Source organism: Aeromonas molluscorum, assembly GCF_051376105.1.
GTDB lineage: Bacteria > Pseudomonadota > Gammaproteobacteria > Enterobacterales > Aeromonadaceae > Aeromonas > Aeromonas molluscorum.
Window position 1 is genome coordinate 1901945 of sequence record NZ_JBPQCY010000001.1, and the last position, 25797, is coordinate 1927741.

General features: G+C 58.8%; 22 protein-coding genes. 11 read left to right on the forward strand and 11 right to left on the reverse strand.

The window, feature by feature from the left end:
• Positions 1-51: 51 nt before the first annotated feature.
• Positions 52-1698, forward strand: a complete 1647-nt coding sequence (locus ACSMDR_RS09345) for a methyl-accepting chemotaxis protein (protein ID WP_005891196.1) — start codon at positions 52-54, stop codon at positions 1696-1698.
• Positions 1699-1819: 121 nt separating this feature from the next.
• Positions 1820-1999 (forward strand): hypothetical protein, encoded by a 180-nt coding sequence (locus tag ACSMDR_RS09350; protein WP_436468015.1) that lies wholly within the window; start codon positions 1820-1822, stop codon positions 1997-1999.
• Between the two features lie 84 nt (positions 2000-2083).
• On the opposite strand, the gene lpdA is transcribed toward ACSMDR_RS09350, so the two are convergent.
• The 5 genes from lpdA to ampD all read right to left on the reverse strand — a co-directional run bounded on the left by lpdA (position 2084) and on the right by ampD (position 10066).
• On the reverse strand, positions 2084-3511 hold the full coding sequence (gene lpdA, locus ACSMDR_RS09355) for a dihydrolipoyl dehydrogenase (RefSeq protein WP_436468016.1): 1428 nt from the start codon (positions 3509-3511) through the stop codon (positions 2084-2086).
• 153 nt (positions 3512-3664) lie between these two features.
• A complete protein-coding gene (gene aceF / locus ACSMDR_RS09360; RefSeq protein WP_436468017.1) occupies positions 3665-5557 on the reverse strand; it encodes a pyruvate dehydrogenase complex dihydrolipoyllysine-residue acetyltransferase in 1893 nt (630 codons plus the stop codon).
• 167 nt (positions 5558-5724) lie between these two features.
• Positions 5725-8385 carry a pyruvate dehydrogenase (acetyl-transferring), homodimeric type gene (aceE, locus tag ACSMDR_RS09365; protein ID WP_436468018.1) on the reverse strand — a complete coding sequence of 887 codons (2661 nt, stop codon included), beginning with the start codon at positions 8383-8385 and terminating at the stop codon, positions 5725-5727.
• Positions 8386-8452: 67 nt separating this feature from the next.
• Entirely contained in the window at positions 8453-9217 is a 765-nt protein-coding gene (gene pdhR, locus ACSMDR_RS09370) for a pyruvate dehydrogenase complex transcriptional repressor PdhR (protein ID WP_005891186.1), read from the reverse strand.
• Positions 9218-9490: 273 nt separating this feature from the next.
• Positions 9491-10066, reverse strand: a complete 576-nt coding sequence (gene ampD, locus ACSMDR_RS09375; RefSeq protein WP_436468019.1) for a 1,6-anhydro-N-acetylmuramyl-L-alanine amidase AmpD — start codon at positions 10064-10066, stop codon at positions 9491-9493.
• Between the two features lie 111 nt (positions 10067-10177).
• Here ampD and ACSMDR_RS09380 point away from each other — a divergent pair, with 111 nt between their 5' ends.
• From ACSMDR_RS09380 to yacG, 9 genes are all read left to right on the forward strand, one after another.
• Complete coding sequence (locus ACSMDR_RS09380) at positions 10178-10654, forward strand: retropepsin-like aspartic protease family protein (RefSeq protein ID WP_005891180.1); 477 nt, start codon at positions 10178-10180, stop codon at positions 10652-10654.
• Positions 10655-10659: 5 nt separating this feature from the next.
• Positions 10660-11517: a carboxylating nicotinate-nucleotide diphosphorylase gene (gene nadC / locus ACSMDR_RS09385; protein ID WP_436468020.1), complete on the forward strand. Its 858-nt coding sequence runs from the start codon at positions 10660-10662 to the stop codon at positions 11515-11517.
• A gap of 430 nt (positions 11518-11947) precedes the next feature.
• A complete protein-coding gene (gene tapA, locus ACSMDR_RS09390) occupies positions 11948-12364 on the forward strand; it encodes a type IVa pilus major pilin TapA (protein ID WP_436468021.1) in 417 nt (138 codons plus the stop codon).
• 3 nt (positions 12365-12367) lie between these two features.
• Entirely contained in the window at positions 12368-14074 is a 1707-nt protein-coding gene (gene tapB / locus ACSMDR_RS09395) for a PilB family type IVa pilus assembly ATPase TapB (RefSeq protein ID WP_436468022.1), read from the forward strand.
• Positions 14075-14136: 62 nt separating this feature from the next.
• Positions 14137-15378, forward strand: coding sequence for a type II secretion system F family protein (locus tag ACSMDR_RS09400; protein WP_436468023.1), 1242 nt, complete (start codon positions 14137-14139; stop codon positions 15376-15378).
• Positions 15379-15476: 98 nt separating this feature from the next.
• The gene (locus ACSMDR_RS09405) at positions 15477-16349 is read left to right on the forward strand and encodes a prepilin peptidase (RefSeq protein ID WP_436468024.1); all 873 of its coding nucleotides are present in this window, start codon (positions 15477-15479) and stop codon (positions 16347-16349) included.
• A gap of 67 nt (positions 16350-16416) precedes the next feature.
• Positions 16417-17031 carry a dephospho-CoA kinase gene (gene coaE / locus ACSMDR_RS09410; RefSeq protein WP_436468025.1) on the forward strand — a complete coding sequence of 205 codons (615 nt, stop codon included), beginning with the start codon at positions 16417-16419 and terminating at the stop codon, positions 17029-17031.
• A gap of 37 nt (positions 17032-17068) precedes the next feature.
• Positions 17069-17791, forward strand: a complete 723-nt coding sequence (gene zapD, locus ACSMDR_RS09415) for a cell division protein ZapD (protein ID WP_005891162.1) — start codon at positions 17069-17071, stop codon at positions 17789-17791.
• Between the two features lie 61 nt (positions 17792-17852).
• Positions 17853-18047, forward strand: coding sequence for a DNA gyrase inhibitor YacG (gene yacG / locus ACSMDR_RS09420; RefSeq protein ID WP_005891160.1), 195 nt, complete (start codon positions 17853-17855; stop codon positions 18045-18047).
• A gap of 71 nt (positions 18048-18118) precedes the next feature.
• Here the strand turns inward: yacG and mutT are convergent, their stop codons facing one another.
• The 6 genes from mutT to ftsZ form a co-directional block, all read right to left on the reverse strand.
• Positions 18119-18529: an 8-oxo-dGTP diphosphatase MutT gene (gene mutT, locus ACSMDR_RS09425; RefSeq protein ID WP_005891157.1), complete on the reverse strand. Its 411-nt coding sequence runs from the start codon at positions 18527-18529 to the stop codon at positions 18119-18121.
• Between the two features lie 8 nt (positions 18530-18537).
• Positions 18538-19722, reverse strand: coding sequence for a tetratricopeptide repeat protein (locus ACSMDR_RS09430; protein WP_436468026.1), 1185 nt, complete (start codon positions 19720-19722; stop codon positions 18538-18540).
• Positions 19723-19796: 74 nt separating this feature from the next.
• The gene (gene secA, locus ACSMDR_RS09435) at positions 19797-22514 is read right to left on the reverse strand and encodes a preprotein translocase subunit SecA (RefSeq protein WP_436468027.1); all 2718 of its coding nucleotides are present in this window, start codon (positions 22512-22514) and stop codon (positions 19797-19799) included.
• A gap of 57 nt (positions 22515-22571) precedes the next feature.
• A complete protein-coding gene (locus tag ACSMDR_RS09440; RefSeq protein ID WP_005891149.1) occupies positions 22572-23477 on the reverse strand; it encodes a M23 family metallopeptidase in 906 nt (301 codons plus the stop codon).
• 137 nt (positions 23478-23614) lie between these two features.
• Positions 23615-24538: a UDP-3-O-acyl-N-acetylglucosamine deacetylase gene (gene lpxC / locus ACSMDR_RS09445; protein ID WP_436468028.1), complete on the reverse strand. Its 924-nt coding sequence runs from the start codon at positions 24536-24538 to the stop codon at positions 23615-23617.
• Between the two features lie 95 nt (positions 24539-24633).
• Positions 24634-25785, reverse strand: a complete 1152-nt coding sequence (gene ftsZ / locus ACSMDR_RS09450; protein ID WP_005891146.1) for a cell division protein FtsZ — start codon at positions 25783-25785, stop codon at positions 24634-24636.
• Between the last annotated feature and the right edge of the window lie 12 nt (positions 25786-25797).

Sequence of the window (25797 nt, forward strand, 5' to 3'; positions counted from 1 at the left end):
CATCGACAGCGGCTAGATTAGCGGCCAACCCAGCAGCTTAAAGGAGTCACCATGCTCGCAGGAAAGATCACCCTCAAGTCTCAACTCATACTGGCCGTCACCGTGCCTTGCATCGCCCTCTTGCTGGTCGGCGGCGCCAGCCTGCGCAGCATGGGCGACATCAAGCGTCAGGCTGATGAGCTCTATCAGAACACGGCCACGCCGATGCGGGCCATGGCCGAGGTTGCCTCGCGCATCCCGCGCATGCGGGTCGGCATCGACATGATGCTGCTGCAAGACAGCTCCCTGCGCGACGAGAAGGGGGTACTGACCCGGGTCAAGGAGACGCGCACCGAAGACATTCCCGAGATGCGCCAGGCCATGCAGCAGGCGGTGGATGCGCAAGTTGATCCCAGCGCTCGGGCCGAGGCTCAGAAACTGCTCAGCCAGTTTGAACAGATGGAGCGAGACGAGCTGACTCCCATGCTGCAGGCGTTGGAAAACGATCAGATGGAGGTGGCGCGCGGCATCTACCGCGATCGCTACAGCCAGACTTACGGCGTGATGCGCAAGGGGGCCAACGCCCTGCTCGATGGCCTCATCAGCCAGGCCCAGCAGCGCAACCAGCTGAGTGAAGAGAGTTATGGCAGTGGCCGCAACCAGATGATCGCCATCATAGTGATCGCCATCCTCATCTCCTTGCTGGTCTCGAGCCAGATCCTCAGCAGCCTGCGTCGTCGGGTCAGCTTCTTGCAACGCCACATCGGCGAGGCGGCCGAACATCTGGCGCTCGACAGCCGGGCCGAGATCGAGGGCAAGGATGAGCTGGCCGAGGTGGCGCGCAGCTTCAACCACTTCGTTGCCCGCATCCATGGCGCCATCGAAGAGGTGGCGAGCAACTCGCGCCAGTTGGCGAGCACGGCCTCCGAGGTCGCCAATCAGGCTCAGCTCACCCAGCGCAACTGCACCGCCCAGCGTGATCGCACCGTCCAGGTCGCCACCGCCATCCACGAGATGGGAGCCACCGTCGGCGAGATAGCCGGCAATGCCTCCCTGGCCGCCGAAGTCGCCAAGCAGGCCAACGAGCAGGCAGAGTCAGGGGCTGGCGTGGTGGCGCAAGCCCGCCACGGCATAGTGGGGCTCTCCAACGAGCTGGAAGAGGTCTCCGGCGTAATTGGCTCTTTGGCCGGTCAGACCGATGCCATCGGCAGCATACTCGACACCATCCGCAGCATCTCGGAGCAGACCAACCTGCTGGCACTCAACGCCGCCATCGAGGCCGCACGGGCCGGTGAACAGGGTCGTGGCTTCGCCGTGGTGGCCGACGAAGTACGCAACCTCGCCAGCCGCTCCGCCGCCTCCACCGAGGAGATCCAGAAGATGATCAACAGCCTGCAGGCTCAGTCCGCCCGCGCCGTGAGTGCCATGGCCGAGGGGCGCAGCCAGAGCCTGGCCGTGGTGGCACAAGCCGACAAGGCCAACGAGGCTCTGGGTCATATCACCTCGCACATCACCCAGATAAGCGACATGAACATCCAGGTCGCCACCGCCACCGAGGAGCAATCCAGCGTGGTGGGCGAGATCAACCGCAACGTGGAAGATATCAACCTGCTCACCATGGAGACTACCGACATTGCCCACCGCCTTACCGATTCCAGCCGAGGACTGCAGCAGCTCTCCGGTCAGCTCGACAAGCTGGTGGGCAATTTCCGGCTGTAATCCGCAGGGAGCACTGCGGCGCTCCCTGTCGTCTTAGCGCCATGCCATGACGCAGCCCTGTGCCTACCTATCCTTACTGTTATCACCGTTGCGGCATAATCAGGAAAATCGTGGAGGTGTTATGAACAAGCTGGTGATGAGCATTGTGCTGGGCAGTCTGCTTGCAGGCTGCAGTCATGGTCCGGTGCGGGTGCACGATGCGGACATCCGGGTCGACGATACCCGGATCCGTGTCAGTGACGGGGAGAGCGGCAACGGATCCTTCTGCCCACCCGGTCAGGCCAAGAAGGGCCGCTGTTGAGGCAAACTCTCGCGCCTTGGTGATCCCAGAAACAAAAAAGCCGCTCAGAAGAGCGGCTTTTTATATCGGGCTGAGAGAAGAGAATTACTTCTTCTTTTTGGCCTTGGCGTTCGGCAGATCGGTAATGGAGCCTTCGTACACCTCGGCAGCCAGACCCACGGACTCGTGCAGAGTCGGGTGGGCGTGGATGGTCAGCGCCAGATCTTCGGCGTCGGCACCCATCTCGATGGCCAGACCGATCTCGCCCAGCAGCTCACCGCCGTTGGTACCGACGATGGCGCCACCGATGACACGGTTGCTATCTTTGTCGAAGATGAGCTTGGTCATGCCGTCAGAGCAGTCTGATGCGATGGCGCGGCCGGAAGCAGCCCACGGGAAGGTGGCGACTTCAAAGTTCAGGCCCTGTTGCTTGGCTTCCTTCTCGGTCAGACCAACCCAGGCCATCTCTGGCTCGGTATAGGCGATGGACGGGATCACTTTCGGGTCGAAGTAGTGCTTCTTGCCGGCGATGACTTCGGCCGCCACATGGCCTTCGTGCACACCTTTGTGGGCCAGCATCGGCTGACCGACGATGTCACCGATGGCGTGGATGTGAGCCACGTTGGTACGCAGCTGCTTGTCCACTTCGATGAAACCGCGCTCGTTGACGGCAACACCGGCTTTCTCGGCGTCCATCAGCTTGCCATTCGGCACACGACCGACCGCGACCAGCACGTTGTCGTAGCGAACCGGCTCGGCCGGGGCATGCTTGCCTTCGTAGGAGACGTACAGGCCGTCTTCACGAGCTTCAACTGCGGTGACCTTGGTCTCCAGCATGATGTTGAATTTTTTGGCAACACGCTTGGTGTAGATCTTGACGATGTCTTTGTCGGCAGCCGGTACCAGCTGGTCGGCAAATTCCACCACGTCGATCTCGGAACCCAGGGAGGAGTAAACGGTACCCATCTCCAGACCGATGATGCCGCCACCGATCACCAGCAACTTGCCTGGTACTGTGGTCAGTTCCAGCGCATCGGTTGAATCCCATACGCGCGGGTCATCATGGGGGATGAACGGCAGTTTCACCGGACGGGAACCTGCGGCGATGATGGCATTGTCGAAGGTGACGACTGTCGTGCCGTCATCGCCGGTCACTTCCAGGGTGTTGGGGCCGGTGAACTTGCCGAAGCCGTTCACAACCTGAACTTTACGCATCTTGGCCATGCCGGCCAGACCGCCGGTCAGCTGGTTGATGACTTTCTCTTTCCACAGGCGGACCTTGGTGATGTCGGTCTGCGGGGCACCGAAGACGATGCCGTGATCGGCCAGCGCCTTGGCTTCTTCGATCACCTTGGCGACGTGCAGCAGCGCCTTGGACGGGATACAACCTACGTTCAGGCAGACGCCACCCAGGGTGGAGTAACGTTCGACGATAACGGTATCCAGACCCAGATCGGCGGCACGGAAGGCAGCTGAATAACCGGCAGGGCCAGCACCCAGAACTACGACCTGAGTTTTGATTTCTTTACTCATCATGACCTCTTTGTCGTTCTATATCCCCGGACAGCACAGTCTTATGCCAAAGAAGGCGGCTGCAGCCGTGAAAAAAACGGGGCAAGTTTATAATTTTGTTAATGAAATGAGAAGTGAAAAGGGCGAGCTCTGTGCTCGCCCTCTCATTTACATTTACAGAACCAGTCGACGAATGTCGGACAGCACGCCACTCAGTGTGGTGACGAAGCGAGCACCGTCAGCACCGTCGATGACACGGTGGTCATAGCTCAGAGCCAGCGGCAGCATCAGGCGCGGCACGAACTCCTTGCCGTTCCACTTGGGCTTCATCTCGGACTTGGAAACACCGAGGATGGCCACTTCCGGCGCGTTGACGATCGGAGTAAAGCTGGTACCACCGATGCCACCCAGGCTGGAGATGGTGAAGCAACCGCCTTGCATGTCCGCAGCAGTCAGCTTGCCGGCACGGGCTTTCTTGGAGATCTCGGCCAAGTCGCGGGACAGCTCATGGATGCCCTTCTTGTTGACGTCACGAACGACCGGAACCACCAGGCCACCCGGGGTGTCTACCGCCACACCGATGTGGATGTACTTCTTCATGATCAGCTTGCTGCCATCTGCAGACAGGGCGCTGCAGAAGCGCGGGTGCGCTTCCAGGGCCTTGGCGGCGGCTTTCAGGATGAACACCAGCGGGGTGATCTTCACATCCAGCTTCTGCTTCTCGGCCAGCATGTTCTGCTCTTTGCGGAACGCTTCCAGATCCGTGGTATCGGCTTCGTCGAACTGGGTGACATGAGGGATCATGGCCCAGTTGCGATGCAAGGCAGGACCGGAGATCTTCTGGATCCGGGTCAGTTCCAGCTCTTCGACCGGGCCGAACTTGCTGAAATCAACCTTGGGCCAGGCCACGACGCTCATGCCATTGCCAGAGCCTTGACCCGCAGCCGGAGCGGACTCGGCACGCTTGACCGCATCCTTCACATAAGCCTGCACGTCTTCTTTGACGATGCGGCCCTTGCGACCGGAGGCTTTCACCTTGGCCAGGTTGACACCGAACTCGCGAGCCAGACGACGCACGGCCGGAGAGGCGTGAACATAAGCGTCATTGGCAACGAAGTCGGAGGACGCAGCAGCCGGGGCGGCGGCTTGAGCAACCGAGGCGGCAGCGGCAGGCGCAGCAGCAGCAGGAGCAGCAGTCTGAGCGACCGGGGCGGCGGCAGGCGCTGCTCCAGCCACTTCGAATACCATGATGAGGGAGCCGGTAGAAACCTTGTCACCCGCCTTCACCTTGATCTCTTTCACTACGCCGGCAAACGGCGCAGGCACTTCCATGGAGGCTTTGTCACCCTCCACGGCGATCAGGGACTGGTCGGCTTCGACCTTGTCACCCACGGCGACCATGATCTCGGTGACTTCCACTTCGTCACCGCCGATGTCCGGCACGTTGACCTCTTTGGCAGCGGCGACGGCAGGCACCGCAGCCACGGGAGCGGCGGCCTGAGCCGGAGCAGCTACGGCAGCGGTCGCGGCACCAGCCACTTCGAATACCATCACCAGGGAACCGGTGGAGACCTTGGCGCCGGCGGCAACCTTGATCTCGACCACGCGGCCCGCGAACGGCGCCGGCACTTCCATGGAGGCCTTGTCACCTTCCACGGCGATGATGGACTGGTCGGCTTCAACCATGTCGCCCACGGCGACCATGATCTCGGTCACTTCGACTTCGTCGTCACCTATGTCGGGGACGTGCACGTCTTTGGCAGGGGCAGGGGCAGCCGCTGCGGCGGCAACGGGAGCGGCAGCAACGGCCTGAGCCGGAGCGGCGGCAGCCGCGCCTTCGGCTTCGAAGATCATGATCTGGGAACCGGTGGCAACCTTGTCGCCCACCTTGATCAGGATCTCTTTGACGATACCCGCGGCCGGAGCCGGGACTTCCATGGAGGCTTTGTCACCTTCCACGGCGATCAGGGACTGGTCAAGTTCGACCTTGTCACCCACGGCGACCATGATCTCGGTCACTTCTACTTCATCGGCACCGATATCCGGCACCATAATCTGTTTGGACATTGTGCTTTATCCTCTTACGCGTACGTTTATCGCGTTAACCTTGGCAAGAGCAGGTTCCGACTCGTTGTTGCCGTCCGGACCCTGTGTTTGTCCTCTTACCCTTATGTCGCATTAACCTGGGCAAGGCCCTGTCCGGCACGCAAGTCCGGACAGGGTGCTCAATCCTCTTACGCGTACAGCGGGTTAACCTTGTCGGCATCGATGCCGTACTTGGCGATGGCGTCGGCCACAACCTGCTTGTCGATCTCACCGCGCTTGGCCAGTTCGGTCAGGGCAGCAACCACGACATAGAACTCGTTCACTTCAAAGTGACGACGCAGGTTGGCACGGCTGTCGGAACGGCCATAACCATCGGTACCCAATACACGGTAGTTCTCGGTCGGCATGAAGGCACGTACCTGCTCGGCGAAGGACTTCATGTAGTCGGTCGCGGCGATGGTGGCTTCGGAACCCAGTACCGAGGTGATGTAGGGGACGCGGGCAGCAGCAGTCGGGTGCAGCATGTTCCAGCGATCGGCGTCCTGACCGTCACGGGCCAGCTCGTTGAAGGAGGTCACGCTGAACACGTCGGAACCCACGCCGTACTCGCTGGCCAGGATCTGGGCGGCGGTACGGACATGACCCAGGATGGAGCCACAACCCAGCAGCTGTACCTTGGCCTTGTTGCCGGCCACGGATTCCAGCTTGTAGATACCCTTGCGAATACCTTCCTCGGCGCCTTCCGGCATGGCCGGCATGGCATAGTTCTCGTTGAGGGTGGTGATGTAGTAGAAGACGTTCTCCGGCTTCTCACCGTACATGCGACGCAGGCCGTCCTGCACGATCACCGCTACTTCATAGGCGTAGGACGGATCGTAGGAGATGCAGTTCGGGATGGTGCCGGCCAGGATGTGGCTGTGACCATCTTCGTGCTGCAGACCTTCACCGTTCAGAGTGGTACGACCGGAGGTCGCGCCCAGCAGGAAACCACGGGCTTGCTGGTCACCGGCTGCCCACGCCATGTCACCGATCCGCTGGAAACCGAACATGGAGTAGTAGATGTAGAACGGGATCATCGGGCAATCGTTGGTGCTGTAGGAGGTCGCAGCAGCCAGCCAGGAGGACATTGCGCCCAGCTCGTTGATGCCGTCCTGCAGAACCTGACCCTGTTTGTCTTCCTTGTAGTAGGAGACGATGTCACGGTCTTGCGGGGTGTACTGCTGACCATGCGGGCTGTAGATACCGATCTGACGGAACAGACCTTCCATACCAAAGGTACGGGCTTCATCGGCCAGGATGGGAACGATGCGCTTGCCGATGGACTTGTCTTTGAGCAGCACGTTCAGGGAACGCACGAACGCCATGGTGGTGGAGATTTCACGGGCCTGCTCGCCCAGCAGCGGACCGAAGGTCTCCAGTGCCGGGATGTCCAGGGTGGTGGTGGTCTCACGCAGGCGGGTCGGTACATAGCCTTTGAGTTCGGCACGACGGGCGTGCAGGTACTTGTACTCTTCGGTACCCTCTTCGATCTTCAGATACGGCAGCTCTGCCAGTTGCTCGTCGGTCACCGGCAGGTTGAAACGATCGCGCAGGTGACGCACTGAGCCCAGATCCATCTTCTTGACCTGGTGGGCAATGTTCTTGCCTTCGGCCGCTTCACCCATGCCATAACCTTTGATGGTTTTGGCCAGGATCACGGTCGGCTTGCCTTTGGTCTCTGCAGCCTTGGAGAAGGCGGCAAACAGTTTGCGAGGATCGTGACCACCGCGGTTCAGGGCGAAGATCTCCTCGTCGGTCATGTCTTTGACCAGGGCAGCGGTTTCCGGGTAGCGATTGAAGAAGTGCTCACGCACATAGCCGCCATCGCGGGACTTCATGGTCTGGTAGTCACCATCCACGGTCTCGTTCATCAGCTGGATCAGCTTGCCGGAAGTGTCTTTCTTGAGCAGCTCATCCCACTTGCGACCCCAGATAACCTTGGTCACGTCCCAACCGGCGCCGGCGAACAGGCCTTCCAGTTCGTTGATGACCTTGCCGTTACCCACGACAGGACCGTCCAGACGCTGCAGGTTGCAGTTGACCACAAACACCAGGTTGTCGAGTTTTTCACGCACGGCAACGGTCAGGGCGCCTTTGGCTTCCGGCTCGTCCATCTCGCCATCGCCCAGGAAGGCGTACACGGTCTGTTCGGCGCAGTCTTTGATGCCACGGTCGGTCAGGTACTTCAGGAAACGCGCCTGATAGATGGCAGCGATGGGGCCCAGACCCATGGAGACGGTCGGGAACTGCCAGAACTCCGGCATCAGTTTCGGGTGCGGATAGGAAGGAATACCCTTGCCGTCCACTTCCTGACGGAAGTTGTCCAGCTGGTCTTCGGTCAGGCGACCCTCGACGAAGGCACGAGCATAGATGCCCGGGGAGATGTGACCCTGGAAATAAACCAGATCACCACCATCCTTCTCGTTGCGAGCACGGAAGAAGTGGTTGTAGCAGACTTCGTAGATGGTGGCACTGGAAGCGAAGGAGGACATGTGACCACCCAGGTCCAGATCCTTTTTAGAAGCACGCAGCACTATCATCACGGCATTCCAGCGGATGATGGCACGGATACGGCGCTCCATCTCCTGATCGCCCGGGTAAGCCGGTTCGTCAGTGGCAGGAATGGTATTGATGTAATCGCGATTCGCTTTCTCAGCCACTTCCACACCGCTAACGCGGGCTTTCTCGGCCAGTTGTTCAAGGATGAACTGAGCGCGTTGCGGACCCTCTTCACGCAACAAGGATTCCAGAGAGGCAAGCCACTCCAGCGTTTCTATCGGGTCCACATCGTTCTTCAGGATATCAGACATGGCTGGTTCCTATTGTTATTGCACGGGATGTAAGTTGCGCAAAATTCGACAATAAAGCCTTGTGGGATTAGTTTTCCTGCTGACGGATCCGACGCATGGATCGCTGGATCCGGCTATCTTCCCTCTGCATATCCAACAAGGTGTCCTCGATAAAGGCCAGGTGCTCATGACAAGCAGTCCTGGCCCGCTCCGGAGCCCCCGACAGGATAGCCTCGATCAGCGACGCACGATGGCGACGGATCTTGGCGACCACTCCCGGACGGCGATTCAAAATTTCGTTATTTCGCAAAATGTTCTGTTCGAGCATGGGGCCCATGGCACGCAACAGGTGCAGCAGCACCACGTTGTGGGAGGCCTCCGCCACCGCCAGATAGAACTGGGTGACAGCGGTCGACTCGCTCGCAAGCGATCCCTGCTGCCCTGCAGCCTCGATGGCGGCCTGGGCGGCGCGGATGCGCTCGAAATCTGCCTCTGTACCCCGCAATGCAGCATAGTAGGCACAGATGCCTTCCAGTGCGTGACGAAACTCCAGCAGATCATACTGGGCTTCAGGGTGAGTACTGAGCAGCTCGAACAGGGGATCGGCGATGCCCTTGCTCAAACCATTTTGCACAAAGGTGCCACCGCCCTGACGGCGATACAGCAACCCACGCGCCTCCAGACGCTGGATGGCCTCTCGCAAGGAGGGGCGCGACACCTGAAACTGGATGGCGAGTTCCCGCTCTGGCGGCAACTTCTGGCCAGGCTGCAAGCTGCCTTCCAGGATCATGTGCTCCAACTCGGCGACGATGGCGTCAGCCAATTTGGGTTGAGTAACTTTACGATAGGGCATGAGGCAGCTTTGTTAAATTGGTATTACCAATTTCATGAATGGGGCGAAAATTAGCAGAGGGCATGGAAAATGTCCACCCAAAATCTGATCTGCATCAACAAAGTAAGCTGCCTACTTATGGGTAATCTTCGGGAACTATGATCTCACTCATAGAAAATGGTCTGACCAATATTTCTGCGCCAGATCACAGACAACATTTGGGTAACAGCCAATAAGAATGGCTTGCCATGTTGGCAAGCCATTGATTTAAAAAACACAAACTTAATTTCAATACTACCAAGGTTTGTTCGTTTCCTGGCGATATCGTGCCCAGTCAAAACTGCTGCCTGGATCCGTCTTTCTACCCGGCGCTATGTCGCAGTGCCCCACCACCCGTTCTGCCACTATGGCAGGAAAACGAGCCTGTATGGTTCGAGTGAGGCTTGCGAGCACGGCATATTGAGCAGCCGTATAAGGCAGCTCGTCAGTCCCCTCCAGTTCGATGCCGATGGAGTAATCGTTGCATGCCTCTCGCCCCTCCCAACAAGAGATGCCCGCATGCCAGGCCCGGGCGAGAAAAGGCACATATTGCACCAACCCACCGTCGCGGCGGATCAGGCAGTGAGCAGAGACCCGCAACTGATGGATCTCGGCGAAATAGGGGTGCTCGTCAGGATTTAGGGTACCGCTGAACAGCTCGTCAATATGAGGGCCGCCAAACTGGCCCGGTGGCAAGCTGATGCCATGTACCACCAGCAAGGAGACATCCTCGGGGGCGGCTCGCTCATTGCAATAAGGAGAGGGCACTCGTCTGGCCTGCTCACACCAACCGTCTGAATCAATGGAAAATACTGTGTTAGGCTGGGTCATCGTCTCTCTTGCTCATGGTATTGATGTGCGCGTTACCGCCCCTAGGCTCTGGCTATCGCTCTTCAGGCCCTCGCCGCCCAACCCCTTGTCCTGCATGGTGAGGAGCCCATAATGGCGGCGCCTGCTGCGGCCCGCTGGCTCTGGCTACTGGCGTGGCTCTCGCTGATGGGGTTGCTCACCCTCTATTTTCACACTCGTAGTCAACCCAGTGTCACGGCAAGCGGCGAACTGCGTCTGCCGATGGATGCCAGCGGCCACTATCGTCTGGAGGGTGCCATCAACGGCCAGGAGGTGCAACTGCTGCTCGACACCGGCGCCACACGGGTCACTATTCCGGCCGATGTGGCCAAACGATTGGGGCTAACGCCACAGGGCCACAGCCGGGTCAATACGGCAGCGGGCCCCATCCTGGTCGGCAACGGCCGAATAGAAAGCCTGGCGATGGGTCCGCTGACCTTGTACGATCTGGCCGTTTATATCAATCCAGCCGCCAGCGGCAATGAGATCCTGGTCGGGATGAATGCCCTCGGTCGGCTGGAGTTGATCCAAAGAGACAGGCAGTTGCTTCTCAGACCCTTGCAGGAATAAAAGGCATGTTACAACAGGACATCAGTCGCGCCGTGCGCGCCGCGTTACTCGAAGATTTGGGGGGCGCCCTGACCGCCCAAGACCAGCCGGACGCCAGCGCCGACATCACGGCTCAGCTCATCCCGGCCGATCGCCAGGCCAGTGCCCGGGTCATCACCCGCGAAGCTGGGGTCTTCTGTGGTCAAGCCTGGGTGGATGAAGTCTTTCTCCAGCTCGGTGGCGAGGTACAAGTGGAGTGGTTGGTCAAGGATGGCGACATCTTGCAGCCGGATCAGGAGCTGTTTCGCCTGCATGGTTCGGCCCGGGTGCTGCTGACCGGCGAACGCAATGCGCTCAATTTTGTGCAGACCCTCTCCGGCGTCGCCACCCTCACCGCCCGCTACGTCGCAGAGCTGGCCGGCACCCAGTGCCGCCTGCTCGATACCCGCAAGACGCTGCCAGGCCTGCGGGATGCCCAAAAATATGCGGTGACCTGTGGCGGCGGCAAGAACCATCGCATCGGTCTGTACGACGCCTACCTCATCAAGGAGAACCACATCCTGGCCTGTGGCGGCATCACCGAGGCCGTGAGTGAGGCCCGCCGCCTCAACCCGGGCAAGCCGGTCGAGGTGGAGGTGGAGTCGCTTGCTGAGCTGGGGCAGGCCCTCCATGCCGGTGCCGACATCATCATGCTGGACAACTTCGATGTGCCCATGATGCGTGAAGCGGTGGCCTTGAACGCCAAGCGAGCCAAGCTGGAAGTATCCGGCAACGTGACCCTGACGACGCTGGCCGAATTTGCCGCCACCGGCGTGGATTACATCTCGGTCGGCGCCCTGACCAAGCATGTGCGGGCCCTGGATCTCTCCATGCGCTTTATCTAGTCAATCATAACCGCTGTCCCTACTCACCTTGTCCCCGGTCGCAGTGATGCCATCGGGGACAGGGAGTTTTCCTTCGCCAAACGTCTCAATCCCTTGGTTTCAATCCCCTCGCCGATTTCCCCTTGTCCTGATAGCGATGCGGCTATCGCCTCCTGACTAATATCGACTTGCAAAAGACGCCATTGACGCCTTTTCTTTAGGCAAGGCCCGCCCATGGTAAAAGGAGAGACTAGGAGAAAACCGACAAGAGTACCGGGTATCGAAAGAGCCCAACAAACCACTGATTTATATCCATTTGCGCCACTATTCAGAGACTTGTTAGCTAAATTCGCTGGTGTTGTTGCCAAGCGCATCAGCTTGGTTAAGATGCCAAAGGCGGTCAACTCACCGCCAACGTTGTCAGGACCCATGTGAAATAAGGATATTGAAGATGAGAAAGCAAACCGGCTTTACCCTGATCGAACTGATGATAGTCGTGGCCATCGTCGCCATTCTTGCCGCCATCGCTTTGCCGGCGTATCAGACCTATACCAAAAAAGCCAAGTTTTCAGAGGTAGTTGCGGCGACAGGCGGCGTTAAAACTGCTATTGAAGTGTGCTATCAGACAACTGGAGATATATCTCTTTGCGATGCAAACGGATCTGGTGGTATTCCTTCCGCTGCTGGAGCAAGTGGTTATGTGAAATCGGTGGAAGTTGATGACACTCCGGCAGATGTTTCTATAACCGCGACCGGAGCAGATCCATTTGACGATGTAACCTATATTCTGACTGGTACCGCTAGTGGTGGACAAATCCTGTGGACACCCAATAGCTCGGCTACTTGTACTGGCCAAGGCATCTGCTAACGCATGACCTCTAGCCCCCATAGCGGCCTGGCCCTGAGCCTGGCCGCTTCTTCCCTGATCAGTGAGTCCGACTCACAACACTACCTGAGCCAGGCCCGGGCCCAGCGCAAACCCTTTGTCACCTACTTGATCGAAAACGATATCCTCGCCAGCAAGACGCTGGCCGAGTTTTGCGAGCTGGAGTATGGGGTACCTCTGCTGGATCTTGCCGCCTTCGATTTGGCCGAGATCCCGCAGAAATACCTCAATCAGAAGTTGATCGACAAGCACCATGTGCTACCCATCTACACCCAGGGCCACACCCTCTATATCGCCATGTCCGACCCGAGCAATGTGGCGGCGCTGGAAGATTTCGGCTTCAGCTTCGGCCTGCATACCGAGGCCCTGCTGGTCGAAGAGGACAAACTGAGCCAGGCCATCGGCAAGCTACTCGAGAGCGAGCATGATGCCCTTGGCATGGACGATATCGACGAAGCCGAGATCTCGGCACTCGAAGTGGCTGACGAAAGCAGCCGGCTCGATGAGAGCGTCAATACCGCCGATGACGATGCGCCCATCGTCAAATACATCAACAAGATCTTGATGGATGCCATCCGGCAAGGGGCATCTGATCTGCATTTCGAACCCTATGAGTTCAAGTACCGCATCCGCTTTCGTATCGATGGCATACTGCACGAAGCCTCCACCCCACCGGTCAATCTGGCCAACCGCTTCGCCGCCCGCCTCAAGGTCATGGCCAGGCTCGATATTGCCGAACGGCGCCTGCCCCAGGATGGTCGCATCAAGCTCAAGCTGTCTCGCAACCGTTCCATGGACATGCGGGTCAATACCCTGCCCACCATGTGGGGTGAAAAAGTGGTCATCCGGCTACTGGACTCCTCGGCAGCGCGGCTCAACATAGAACAACTTGGCTTCGACGAGACACAGAAACAGCAATACCTGACCGCGCTGAGCAAACCACAAGGCATGATCCTCGTCACAGGCCCAACCGGTTCAGGCAAGACAGTTTCCCTCTACACCGGACTCAACATACTCAACACCCTTGAGGTCAATATCTCCACCGCCGAAGATCCGGTGGAGATCAACCTGCCAGGAGTCAATCAGGTGCAGGTCAATCCCAAGGCTGGACTCACCTTTGCCAGCGCGCTGCGCTCCTTCCTGCGCCAGGATCCGGACATTGTCATGGTGGGGGAGATCCGGGATCTGGAAACCGCCGAGATAGCCATCAAGGCTGCACAGACCGGCCACCTGGTCCTCTCGACCCTACACACCAATTCGGCAGCAGAGACCCTGACCCGCATGATGAACATGGGAGTGCCAGCATTCAATATCGCCTCCTCAGTGACCCTCATCATGGCTCAGCGGCTTGCCCGCAAGCTGTGCGAGCACTGCAAGGAGCCTGAACTACTCCCCGATACAGAATTGACTGCGCTGGGCTTTAGCACTCAGCAACTGGCAGCAGGGGTTAAACTGTTCAAACCCAAGGGCTGCAAGGAATGTACCGGGGGTTACAGGGGGCGAGTTGGTATCTATGAGATCCTGCTGATGTCAGAAAATATCGCCAAGCTCATCATGCAGGGAGCCAACTCGCTGCAGATTGCCGCCATCGCTCAGAAAGAGGGGATGCGCACCTTGCGTATATCTGGACTGGAAAAAGCCCGCCTCGGCGTGACCAGTCTGAGCGAAATTAATAGGATCACCACCAACTAACCGGTCAGGCCGCCTACTTATCACGCCGCTCATCAAGCGGCCCTCATTGCAAGGATGCAAGGATGGCTACTCTATCGAAGAAGCGCAACCTGCCCGCCAAGGTCTATACCTTCCGCTGGAAAGGGGTCAATCGCAAAGGCAAGGATATCTCCGGAGAACTACAAGCCGAACACGTCAACATGGCCAAGGCCGAGCTGCGCAAGCAGGGCGTCAGCGTTTCCCGTATCAGCAGAAAGAGTAACGGTCTCTTCTCCAAGGCGGGCGCCAAGATAAAGCCCATGGACATTGCCGTGGTGAGTCGCCAACTTGCCACCATGCTGAGCGCCGGTGTTCCTCTGGTACAAAGCCTGCAGATCATCGCCCGCAGCCACGAGAAATCGAGCATGCGTGATTTGATGGGGCAGATTGCCAGTGATGTTGAAACAGGTACGCCTATGTCGGAAGCCTTGCGTCAGCACCCCCGCCATTTTGACGATCTCTATTGTGATCTGATTGAGGCCGGCGAGCATTCAGGTGCTCTCGAGACCATCTATGATCGCATCGCCACCTATCGAGAGAAAGCCGAGGCGCTCAAGTCAAAAATCAAGAAAGCCATGTTCTACCCCGCCATGGTGATCCTGGTGGCCATCATAGTGACCTCCATTCTGCTGCTGTTCGTCATCCCCCAGTTTGAAGACATCTTCAAGAGCTTCGGCGCCGAACTGCCCATTTTCACGCAGTTCGTCATCGGTATCTCCCGCTTCATGCAGGATTGGTGGTATGTGATTTTCGGGGGCATAGCCCTGGCCGTCTTCCTCTATGTACGGGCCTGGCGCCGATACCAGAAGGTCAAAGACAACACGGACAAATTCATCCTTACCATACCCGTGGTCGGCATGATATTGCACAAGGCAGCCATGGCTCGCTTCGCCCGCACCCTATCAACCACCTTCAGCGCCGGTATTCCGTTGGTAGATGCGCTGATTTCGGCGGCGGGCGCCTCGGGAAACTATGTCTACCGCACCGCCATCCTGGCCATTCGCAACGAGGTGGTGGCCGGGATGCAGATCAACGTCGCCATGCGCACCGTGGATCTCTTCCCCGACATGGTGATCCAGATGGTGATGATAGGAGAAGAGTCCGGTGCCATCGATGACATGCTCTCCAAAGTGGCCACCATCTTCGAACAGGAGGTCGATGACCTCGTCGACGGCCTTACCAGCCTGCTTGAGCCCTTTATCATGGTGGTGCTGGGCGTGCTGGTTGGCGGCATGGTGGTCGCCATGTATCTGCCCATTTTCAAACTCGGCTCTATTATTCATTAGTGCGAGCCGACCACTCCGGCGAGGGGCCCTGGCTCCTCAGCCGTGGGGTCATGCTACACTGCCCTCTTCCTTATTCCTTATTCCTTATTCAAGACTCGATGCAACCCATGACTGAACTGGCGCTCAGCCTGCCCTGGCTCTACCTGACTCTGGTATTTCTCTTCTCCCTGACCATTGGCAGCTTCCTCAATGTCGTCATCCACCGTCTGCCCATCATGCTTGAGCGTGATTGGCAGGCCGAATATCGGGACTACTTTAATCCAGAGAGCGCACAGCCCCCCACCGAAGCCTACAACCTGATGGTGCCGCGCTCCCAGTGCCCCCACTGCAACCATGCCATCAGCGCCCTGGAAAACATCCCGCTGCTGAGCTGGCTCTGGCTCAAGGGGCGCTGCCACAGCTGCTCAGCGCCCATCTCGGCGCGTTACCCCTTGGTTGAACTGCTCACCGCCCTGCTCTCCGTCGTCGTGGCCAGCCGTCTGCCTGCTGACCCCTCCCTGTTGGCTTATCTGCTGCTCACCTGGGTGCTCGTTGCCCTGACCTTCATCGATCTGGACAAGATGCTACTGCCGGATCCCCTCACGCTGCCGCTGCTCTGGGCTGGTCTGCTGGTCAACCTCATCTGGCAGAAAGTCCCCTTGAACGATGCTGTCATCGGTGCCATGGCCGGTTATCTGGTGCTCTGGAGCCTCTACTGGGCCTTCAAGCTGCTCACTGGCAAGGAGGGTATGGGTTATGGCGACTTCAAGTTGCTGGCGGCCCTTGGGGCCTGGCTCGGCTGGCAGGCGCTGCCGCTGATCCTGCTGCTCTCCTCTTTGGTAGGCGCCATTATCGGCATTGCCCTCATCGTCTCGCGCCGCCAACAACACAGCAAGCCTATCCCCTTCGGCCCCTATCTTGCCATCGCTGGCTGGGTCGCCCTGCTCTGGGGAGATAGCATCACCGCCTGGTATCTGCACATGGTGCTCTGACCTCGGCTTGGGGCACAATAACCAGACAAGACGAATGAAAAACGATCACTTCAGGACACTCTCACCCATGTATATAGTCGCAATCACAGGGGGAATTGGCAGTGGCAAGACCACAGTCGCCAACCTGTTTGGCGAGCTGGGCATCGACATCGTTGATGCCGATGTCATCGCCCGCGAGGTGGTTGAACCAGGCTCGCCGGCACTGACAACCATCAGTCAACACTTTGGCGCTGGCGTGCTCGATGAGGAGGGACAGCTAGACAGACGCAAGCTGCGTGACCACGTGTTCAGAGACCCCGATGCCAAGGGGTGGCTCAATGCATTGCTCCACCCCTTGATCCGCCAGGAGATGCAGCGTCAATGTGCCGCGGCACGCTCCCCTTATTGTCTGCTGGTGGTGCCCCTGCTGGTTGAAAACCGGCTCACCGCCATGGCTAACCGGGTACTGGTGGTCGATGTGGACGAGGAGACCCAGATCACCCGCACCTGTCGACGTGACGGGGTCAGTCGTGAGCAGGCCAAGGCGATTGTCGCCGCTCAAGCGAGTCGTATGGCTCGCTTGGCCGCCGCTGACGACATCATTGAGAACCGGGATGGCACTCCTGAGCTCTTGCGTGGGCGAATTTTGGCGCTGCACCAGACATATCTGGCATTTGCCACTCAACAAGCCCGGCAACTGTGAGTACACTAGGCCGGTTTATGGCTGGCCAGGATTAGGCATGATTTACGATTTCCCTCTCAACGAAAAAAGCCGGACCTATCTTCGTCTGGAATCACTGTTCAACCAGATCCACAACAATCTGGGGAGTGATCACCCCTGGTCTCATATCGCCTTCTTCAAGGGGCTGTTTGATCTGCAGGAACTGCTCGAGCGGGGAGATCTGCGCTCGGATCTCATCAAGGATCTTGAGCGCCTGAGTCAGCGCCTCGGCCACTGGGCAGAACTGCCTGATGTCGATCTCGATCAGATCCGCGCAATGCAACAGGAGAGCAGCCAGCTTTCCCGCAAGCTGCTGGGTGCTCCGCGCCCCGGCGCTCGTCTCAAGGAAGACAAGCTGCTTAGCTCCATCCGCCAGCGCTTCTCCATTCCCGGCGGACTCTGCGCCTTTGATGTGCCTCAACTGCACCACTGGCTGACGACCCCGGCATCCCTGCGACACCCGCAAATGGAGGCTTGGCTCAGCGATATCCAGTTGCTGATGGGCGCCATCGGCCTCTTGCTGCGACTGTGGCGCGATGCGTCCCACTTCAGCGATCAGGTCGCCACCAACGGCTTCTATCAGGACACGGCGGAGAATGCGGAACTGATCCGTATCCGCCTGCCCCATGCCATGGGCTGCTATCCGACTCTCAGTGGCCACAAGAACCGCTTTGCCCTGCGCTTCCTGCCAACCCAGGAACAACCCATAGGCGATGTGCCCTTCCAGCTCGCCTGCTGCTAACGAAGGGATGGGAGCCAGGCTCCCGCCCTACGCCATTTATCTCTTGCCTGCGGAGGAATCCATGGTCACCAAGGTCAACTGCCCAAATTGCCAAACGCCAGTGGAATGGGGTCCACAGAGCCCGTTCCGCCCTTTCTGCAGCAAACGCTGCCAGCTGATCGATCTCGGCGAATGGGCCGACGAAGAGAAGCGGATCCCGGGAGAGATCAATCCGGACCTGTTGCCAGACCCGGATGCCGGAGAAGAGTGGCGCTGACTCCTCCCCGTGATAACAAAAAAGGGCCAATGGCCCTTTTTGTTATCAACATTTCGCTGCCGCATTCGTTGTCAGCTTTTAGCTACCAGGCCCTGTAGCCGAGCGACTATGGGGCCATTGGCATCAGGGAACTGGTAGTTATCCAGTTCGGCCAGGGGAACCCACAGACACTCCTGTCCCTCCTTGCCAAACGGCTCACCCCGAAAACGGGTCACCTTCCAGATATCCAGCAGCACCTGCTTCTCGGGATAGTCATGATGCAGCTCCATAAAGGGGGCGCAATCCTCGACCCGGATGCCTATCTCTTCCCAGAGCTCCCTGTCCAAGGCTGCCAGCAGATCCTCGCCAGCCTCGACCTTGCCCCCCGGGAACTCCCAGCGATCGCCCTGGTGGCTGCTTGAGGCGCGTTTGGCAATGAAGATGTCACCCCGCTCGTTCTCGATGACGCCAACCGCCACCCATATCCGCTTCTTCTGTTCCATCTTTGTCCTCAACCTAAACACGGTAACTTGGCGATCCAGGGGGCCAGACGCAGCGCCTGACGTTCCCCCTGCGCCGTAAACATATCCTGACCCACATGCTCGCTCCCCGCCGGGGCGGGCAATGGCCATGGCTGGGTCCCAGGGGGGCTGAAGCAGCGATCCTGGATGAGGCTGCTCTGGCGAAGATAGCGCCACAGACAGTCCCGCAGAAACCACTGATCGATGTTCGGCGTCTCCATGAGGCCGGGCTGATAAGCTCCGAGCAGGGGCGCCAGTGGTGGCAGCACCCCGGCCACGCCCCCCCACATGCCCGCCAGCACCAGGTCAGTGTGGCTCCACCAGTCACGCATGATATGAAACCAGCGCCCCGATGCAAGCCAGCCATCGACGGCGACGCGTTCGCGCACACTCGGTACCGAATCCACATCCCGCACCAGGAAGCGGCCAACCCATGGATCATTGGCCACCTGAAAACGCCAACACAGACGCTGACGCAGCGAGTGATCCGCAGGTTGCATACACAGCTCGGCACCATGGGCCTGCAGGCAGGCCAGCAGGTCCGCGGGCACACTCTCATCCACATAGAAACGCAGCTGCCAGCCGGGGTAGAGATAGGCGGCGGCCAGTACGTTGTCGAGCGCCCCTCTCAGGTAGCGGGGGTTTGCCCCCCACAGGGAAAAGGCAATGATGGAGTGCTTGCCGTCCTGGCTGGCCAGCCAAGCATCCGGCCCCTCTGCCGGCAGCACCCACCCCTCGACGGGTTGCCCGGCAGCCTCGTCTTTGAGGCACAGTGCTCTGGTCCCCGCCTGCGCCGCCTCGGCATGGCGTCCTAGCCTGGCGAGGGAGGTGCAAAGTCCATCCTGTGCCAGAGCGTCTGCCGGGTCACGGGCCGCCAACTCGGTCAGATGCGCCACCGCACGTTCATGCTGGCCCGAGCGCGACAGGCAGACGCAGAGATTGCGCAGCACTTCATCATTCTCGGGGGCGGCCTGATGCGCCAGCGCCAGTACTTGCGCGGCTGAGGCCGGATCGCCAGACAGAAAGAGGTAATAGGCAAACTGCAGTTGCAGGGGAACCGGCTTGAGCCGCTCCCCGTTCAGCAGGGCCAGCACCCGCTGGACGGCATCCTGCCGCCGCTCCTGCAGCCAGCTGGCATGCGCCTGCCCATCCCACCCCGTCGGCACCTTGCTCATCCTCAGCCCTCCTCCCTTATGCCCCTGAAATGAATGCACCGCCCGGAGGCGGTGCATTCACTAGCATAGCGCTATCAGGTCAACTGACCGTGGCAGTGCTTGTACTTCTTGCCGGATCCGCAGGGACAAGGATCGTTGCGGCCGATCTTCTGCTCGTCCCGCACGAAGGTTGTCTGTGCACTCGTCTCTTCGCCCTCGTCCGCCAGCTGATCGTCGGCAGTGGCGTGGGTGTAGGTGCGGGGAGCCGCTTCTGCCTGCTGGCGCTGCTGCTCTTCCATCACCTCGACATCCCGCTCCTGTACTTGGACCCGGCTCAATATGCTGACCACATCGCGCTTGAGGGTCTCCAGCATCTGGGTAAACAGATCGAAGGATTCGCGCTTGTACTCCTGCTTGGGGTTCTTCTGGGCATAACCGCGCAGATGAATGCCTTGACGCAGATGATCCATGGCGGCCAGATGCTCTTTCCAGAGGCCATCCAGAGTCTGCAGCATCACGGCTTTCTCGAAATTGCGCAGCACATCGACGCCGACCAGCTCTTCTTTGCGAGCATAGAGCTGGTTGGCTTCGTCCAGAATGCGCTCACGCAGCTTCTCTTCATACAGCTTGTCGTCATCGCGCAACCACTGCTGAATGGGCAGAACCAGGCCAAAATCGGCGGCCAGACGGATCTCTAGGCCGGGCACGTCCCACATCTCCTCCAGAGACTGAGGCGGAATGTATTCGTCAATCACGGCGCCATAGACGTCATCCCGGATGATGTGAATGGTCTCGGAGATATCGTTGGTTTCCAGCAGCTCGTTGCGCTGCTCGTAGACCACCTTGCGCTGATCATTGGCCACGTCATCGAATTCGAGCAAGTTCTTGCGGATGTCGAAGTTGCGACCCTCCACCTTGCGCTGGGCATTCTCGATGGCCTTGGTGACCCAAGGGTGTTCGATGGCCTCGCCCTCTTCCATGCCCAGCTTCTTCATCATGCCAGTGACACGGTCAGAGGCGAAGATACGCATCAGCTGATCTTCCATGGAGAGGTAGAAGCGGGAAGAACCCGGGTCCCCCTGACGACCGGAACGACCACGCAGCTGGTTGTCGATGCGGCGTGATTCGTGACGCTCGGTACCTATGATGTGCAGGCCACCTGCGGCCAGCACAGCATCGTGACGAACCTGCCAGGCGGCCTTGATTTCGCTGATCTGCGCGTCGCTCGGATTGTCAAGCTGGGCGATTTCGGCCTGCCAGTTGCCACCCAGCACGATGTCGGTACCCCGACCGGCCATGTTGGTGGCGATGGTGACGGCGCCGAGCTGGCCCGCCTGGGCGACGATCTCCGCCTCCATGGCATGGAACTTGGCGTTCAATACCTTGTGAGGGATCTCTTGCTTGGTCAGGATGCCGGAGAGCAGCTCCGAGTTCTCGATGGAGACAGTACCGACCAGTACCGGCTGGCCACGGGAGACGCAACCACGGATATCTTCGACGATGGCGTCGTACTTCTCCAGGGCGGTGAGATATACCAGATCGCCCATGTCTTTACGTACCATGGGGCGGTTGGTCGGGATGACCACAGTATCCAGGCCATAGATCTGCTGGAATTCGAAGGCCTCGGTATCCGCGGTCCCCGTCATGCCCGCCAGCTTGTCATAGAGGCGGAAGTAGTTCTGGAAGGTGATGGAGGCCAGGGTCTGGTTCTCGTTCTGGATCTTGACCCCTTCTTTTGCCTCGACCGCCTGGTGCAGGCCATCGGACCAGCGACGACCCGGCATGGTTCGACCGGTATGTTCATCGACGATGACGATTTCGTCTTTCTGCACGATGTAATCGACGTTGCGCTCGAACAGGGTGTGAGCACGCAGACCGGCATTGACGTGATGCAGCAGGCTGATGTTGGTGGCGGAGAACAAAGAGTCCTCCTCGGCCAGCAAGCCCTCTTTCTTGAGCAACTCTTCCACGAAGATCTGGCCGTTTTCGGTCAGCAGCGCTTGGCGGTTCTTCTCGTCGACCGTGTAGTGACCGTCACCGGTGTACTCTTCAGAGTCTTCTTTGTCCTGCTTGACCAGCAGCGGGATCAGTTTGTTGATCTGGATATACATGGCGGAGCTGTCCTCCGCCGGGCCCGAGATGATGAGTGGCGTACGCGCCTCATCAATCAACACCGAATCCACCTCATCCACCAGGGCATAGTTGAGAGGGCGCTGTACCCGCTGCTCTGGCGAGAACGCCATGTTGTCGCGCAGGTAGTCGAAACCGAATTCGTTGTTGGTACCGTAGGTGATGTCGGCGGCATAAGCATCACGCTTCTGGGACGCATCCATGCCCGGCACGTTGCAATCCACGGTCAGACCAAGGAAGGTGAACAGCGGGCGGTTCGCCTCGGCATCACGCTTGGCCAGATAATCGTTCACCGTCACCACGTGCACACCGTGACCCGCCAAGGCGTTCAGATAGGCAGGCAGGGTCGCGGTCAGGGTTTTACCTTCACCGGTTTTCATCTCGGCTATGCGGTTGGAGTTGAGTACCATGCCGCCGATCAGCTGGACGTCGAAGTGGCGCATGCCGAACACACGACGGGACGCTTCACGTACTGTGGCGAAGGCTTCCGGCAGCAACTGCTCCAGGGTCTCCCCCTGATCCAGGCGCTGACGGTACTCGGCCGTCTTGGCCTGCAACTCAGCATCAGACAAGGCCTCGAACTGAGGCTCCATTGCATTGATCTGTTTTACAATTTTGCGCAGGGCCTTGAGCGTTCTGTCGTTCCGGCTGCCGATAATCTTGGTAAGCAGTGTGCTAATCATGGGTACCAACTGTTTCTGGTTATAAGGTTCCGTCACTGGAACTGGAGAGAAAAAAACCTAACCCCGTCTGGCAGTAAGGAATTGACTGGGGTTGACCTGACGACCGTCTTTCAACACTTCATAATGCAAATGGACCCCGGTCGCGCGACCGGTGCGTCCCATCAGGGCTATCTGCTGACCCTGATCCACTAACGTACCCACCTCCACCAACAACTTGGCGTTGTGGGCATAGCGAGTCACCAGGCCATTACCATGATTAATCTCAATCATGTTGCCAAATTCAGGATGGCGACCCGCCCAGCTCACTATGCCGGGCCCGGTTGCCAATATGGGCGTGCCCGGCTTGCCGCGAAAATCGACGCCTTTGTGCATCTTGGCACGACCATTAAAGGGATCCACCCGGCCACCGAAGCCAGAGCTAATCCAGACCCGCTCCTGCTTGACCGGCGATCCGGAAATAAAGCCTGCGTCAGTGATATGGTGATTGAGCATGAAAGATTCAAGTACCGACAGCTGTTCTTCGCGACTACTGAGCTGTTTGCTGAGGTGAGCCATGGAGCTTTGCAGCTCGTCGAGGTTCACTTCCAGATCGGCATCATAGGAGGGGCCGCCCATGGGAGGCAGCTCTTTGAAGTTGAATTCGTCGGGATCGAGATCCGCCTGCTCGGTCAATCGCTCACCCAGGGCATTGAGCCTGCCAAGTTGGCCCTGCATGGTGCCGACCTGGGCAGCCAGCATGGCGAGTTGTTCGCGGGCCTGCTCGGTAGTTTGACTCGTCTGTTGCTGCTCTGCTTGAACCAGCGCCAGCTCGAGGGCAGCCATTTTTTGATGCCAGCTCTGCCATAGCAGGACAGACCCTAGCACCAGAATAGAAAGAAAGAGACCGCCGACCCAGGCCAGACGTTGTTTGGGGAAGTGCAGCTTGCGCCGCTGCTTGCCATTGAGGATCAGGGTAATGCTCATAGAAATTCAATCTGCTCGGTCGGGTGAGGCTAGTTGCCACCACGAAAATAAAACCGGGAGAGTATCGGTATCGGGATGTAAACAAGAATGACAGGACGCCGGCGCGGAGAGGTGACCGACGTCCTGTTGCACAACTATCAGGCTAGAACCAGACCGTTGTCGTAGTAAGCGATTGGCGATTTTTCGCCCTTACCCTCGAAGGTCACCAGTTCCCATGCTTCCTGCTGGGCCAGCAAGGCACGCAGCAACTTGTTGTTCAAGGCATGGCCCGTTTTGTAAGCGCGGAACTCGCCTATGATGCTGCGGTTACACATATAAAGGTCACCGATAGCATCCAGCATCTTGTGCTTGACGAACTCATCTTCGTAGCGCAGACCATCTTCGTTCAGCACCCGATAGTCATCCAGAACCACGGCATTCTCCAGGCTTCCGCCCAAGGCCAGATTCTGGGAACGCAGGTACTCGATGTCACGCATGAAGCCAAAGGTACGGGCACGGCTGATCTCTTTCACGAAAGAGGCGCCGGAGAAATCCAGTACGCAACGCTGATTGCGGCCTTCGAATACCGGGTGCTGGAAGTCGATCTCGAGATCCATCTTGAAGCCGTTGCGATAGGGGTGGAACTCCGCCCACTTGTCGCCGTCCTCAACCCGGATGCTCTTTTTGATCCGCACAAACTGCTTGGGCGCATTCTGTTCGCGGATGCCAACTTCCTGCAGCAGGTAGATGAAGGGGTGCGCACTGCCATCCATTACCGGGATCTCGGGTGCATCAACCTCGACATAAAGGTTGTCTATCCCCATCCCGGCCAAAGCGGCGGAGAGGTGTTCTATGGTGGAAACACGCACACCAGCTTCGTTGACCAACGCGGTACAGAGTACGGTATCGCGCACCTGGTCGGCATTTGCTGGCAATTCCACCACAGGATCCAGATCGGTACGCAAGTAAACGATCCCTGTGTTCACAGGTGCCGGACGGAACGTCATTGTGACTTTCCGACCCGAATGCAGGCCCACACCAGTGGCCTGGACACTCGTTTTCAAGGTTCTTTGTCTAATCATGGGCGTATCCACAGCTAAATTCCGGACCAGATGGTCGTTGACGGGCCATCTTAGCACATTCCTTAAACAACAAACAAACCAGCCCCGTTAGAGGCTTAGTCTGCCTGCTTGCGCAGGAAAGCCGGAATATCCAGATAATCAGGCTCACGACGAGCTTGTGGCTCGGCATTCACCGCCTTGGCCGGGGCCTCTTCCATCACGCGAGACTGCAGGGCTTCGCTGATCAGGGGCTGACGGGCCGGACGCTCTTGTACCATGTTGTTTTTGACTAGGGTGATGTCGCTCTTGCGATCTGCGCCTATACCGGTCGCAACCACGGTCACCCGCAGCTCGTCTTGCATCTCCGGGTCAATAACGGTACCCACCACCACGGTGGCATTCTCGGAGGCGAAGGCCTTGACCGCGTTACCCACGGTTTCGAACTCTTCGATGGTCATGTCCATGCCGGCGGTGATGTTGACCAGGATGCCACGGGCACCGGCCAGATCCACGTCTTCCAACAGCGGGCTGGAGATGGCTTTCTCGGCAGCTTCTTCGGCACGGTCATCACCGGAGGCAGAACCAGTACCCATCATGGCGGTACCCATCTCGCGCATCACGGTACGCACATCCGCGAAGTCGACGTTGATGAGGCCCGGACGGGTGATCAGCTCGGCGATGCCCTGTACGGCACCCAGCAGCACATCGTTGGCCGCCTTGAAGGCGTCCAGCAGGGAGATGCCACGACCCAGTACCTTCAACAACTTGTCGTTGGGGATGGTGATCAGGGAGTCGACATTCTTGGAAAGCTCTTCGATGCCGTGGGCGGCAAAGCCCATCCGCTTCTTGCCTTCAAACGAGAATGGCTTGGTTACCACGGCGACGGTCAAAATGCCCATCTCGCGGGCCACTTCGGCCACGACGGGAGCGGCACCGGTACCGGTACCACCGCCCATGCCAGCCGCGATGAACACCATGTCGGAACCGGTCAGCAGCTCACGCAGCGCTTCGCGGTCTTCCAGGGCAGCTTCACGACCCACATCCGGACTGGCACCTGCGCCCAATCCCTTGGTGATACCACTACCGATCTGCAATGTGGTGTTGGCACTGGAGTTGCGCAGTGCCTGGGCGTCGGTGTTGATCGTGATGAACTCAACACCTTCGATGTTTTGACGAACCATGTGCTCGACTGCGTTGCCGCCGCCGCCACCCACGCCTATCACCTTGATGACAGCTTCGTCCGTGTGGCTATCCATAAATTCAAACATGTTGTCTCTCCG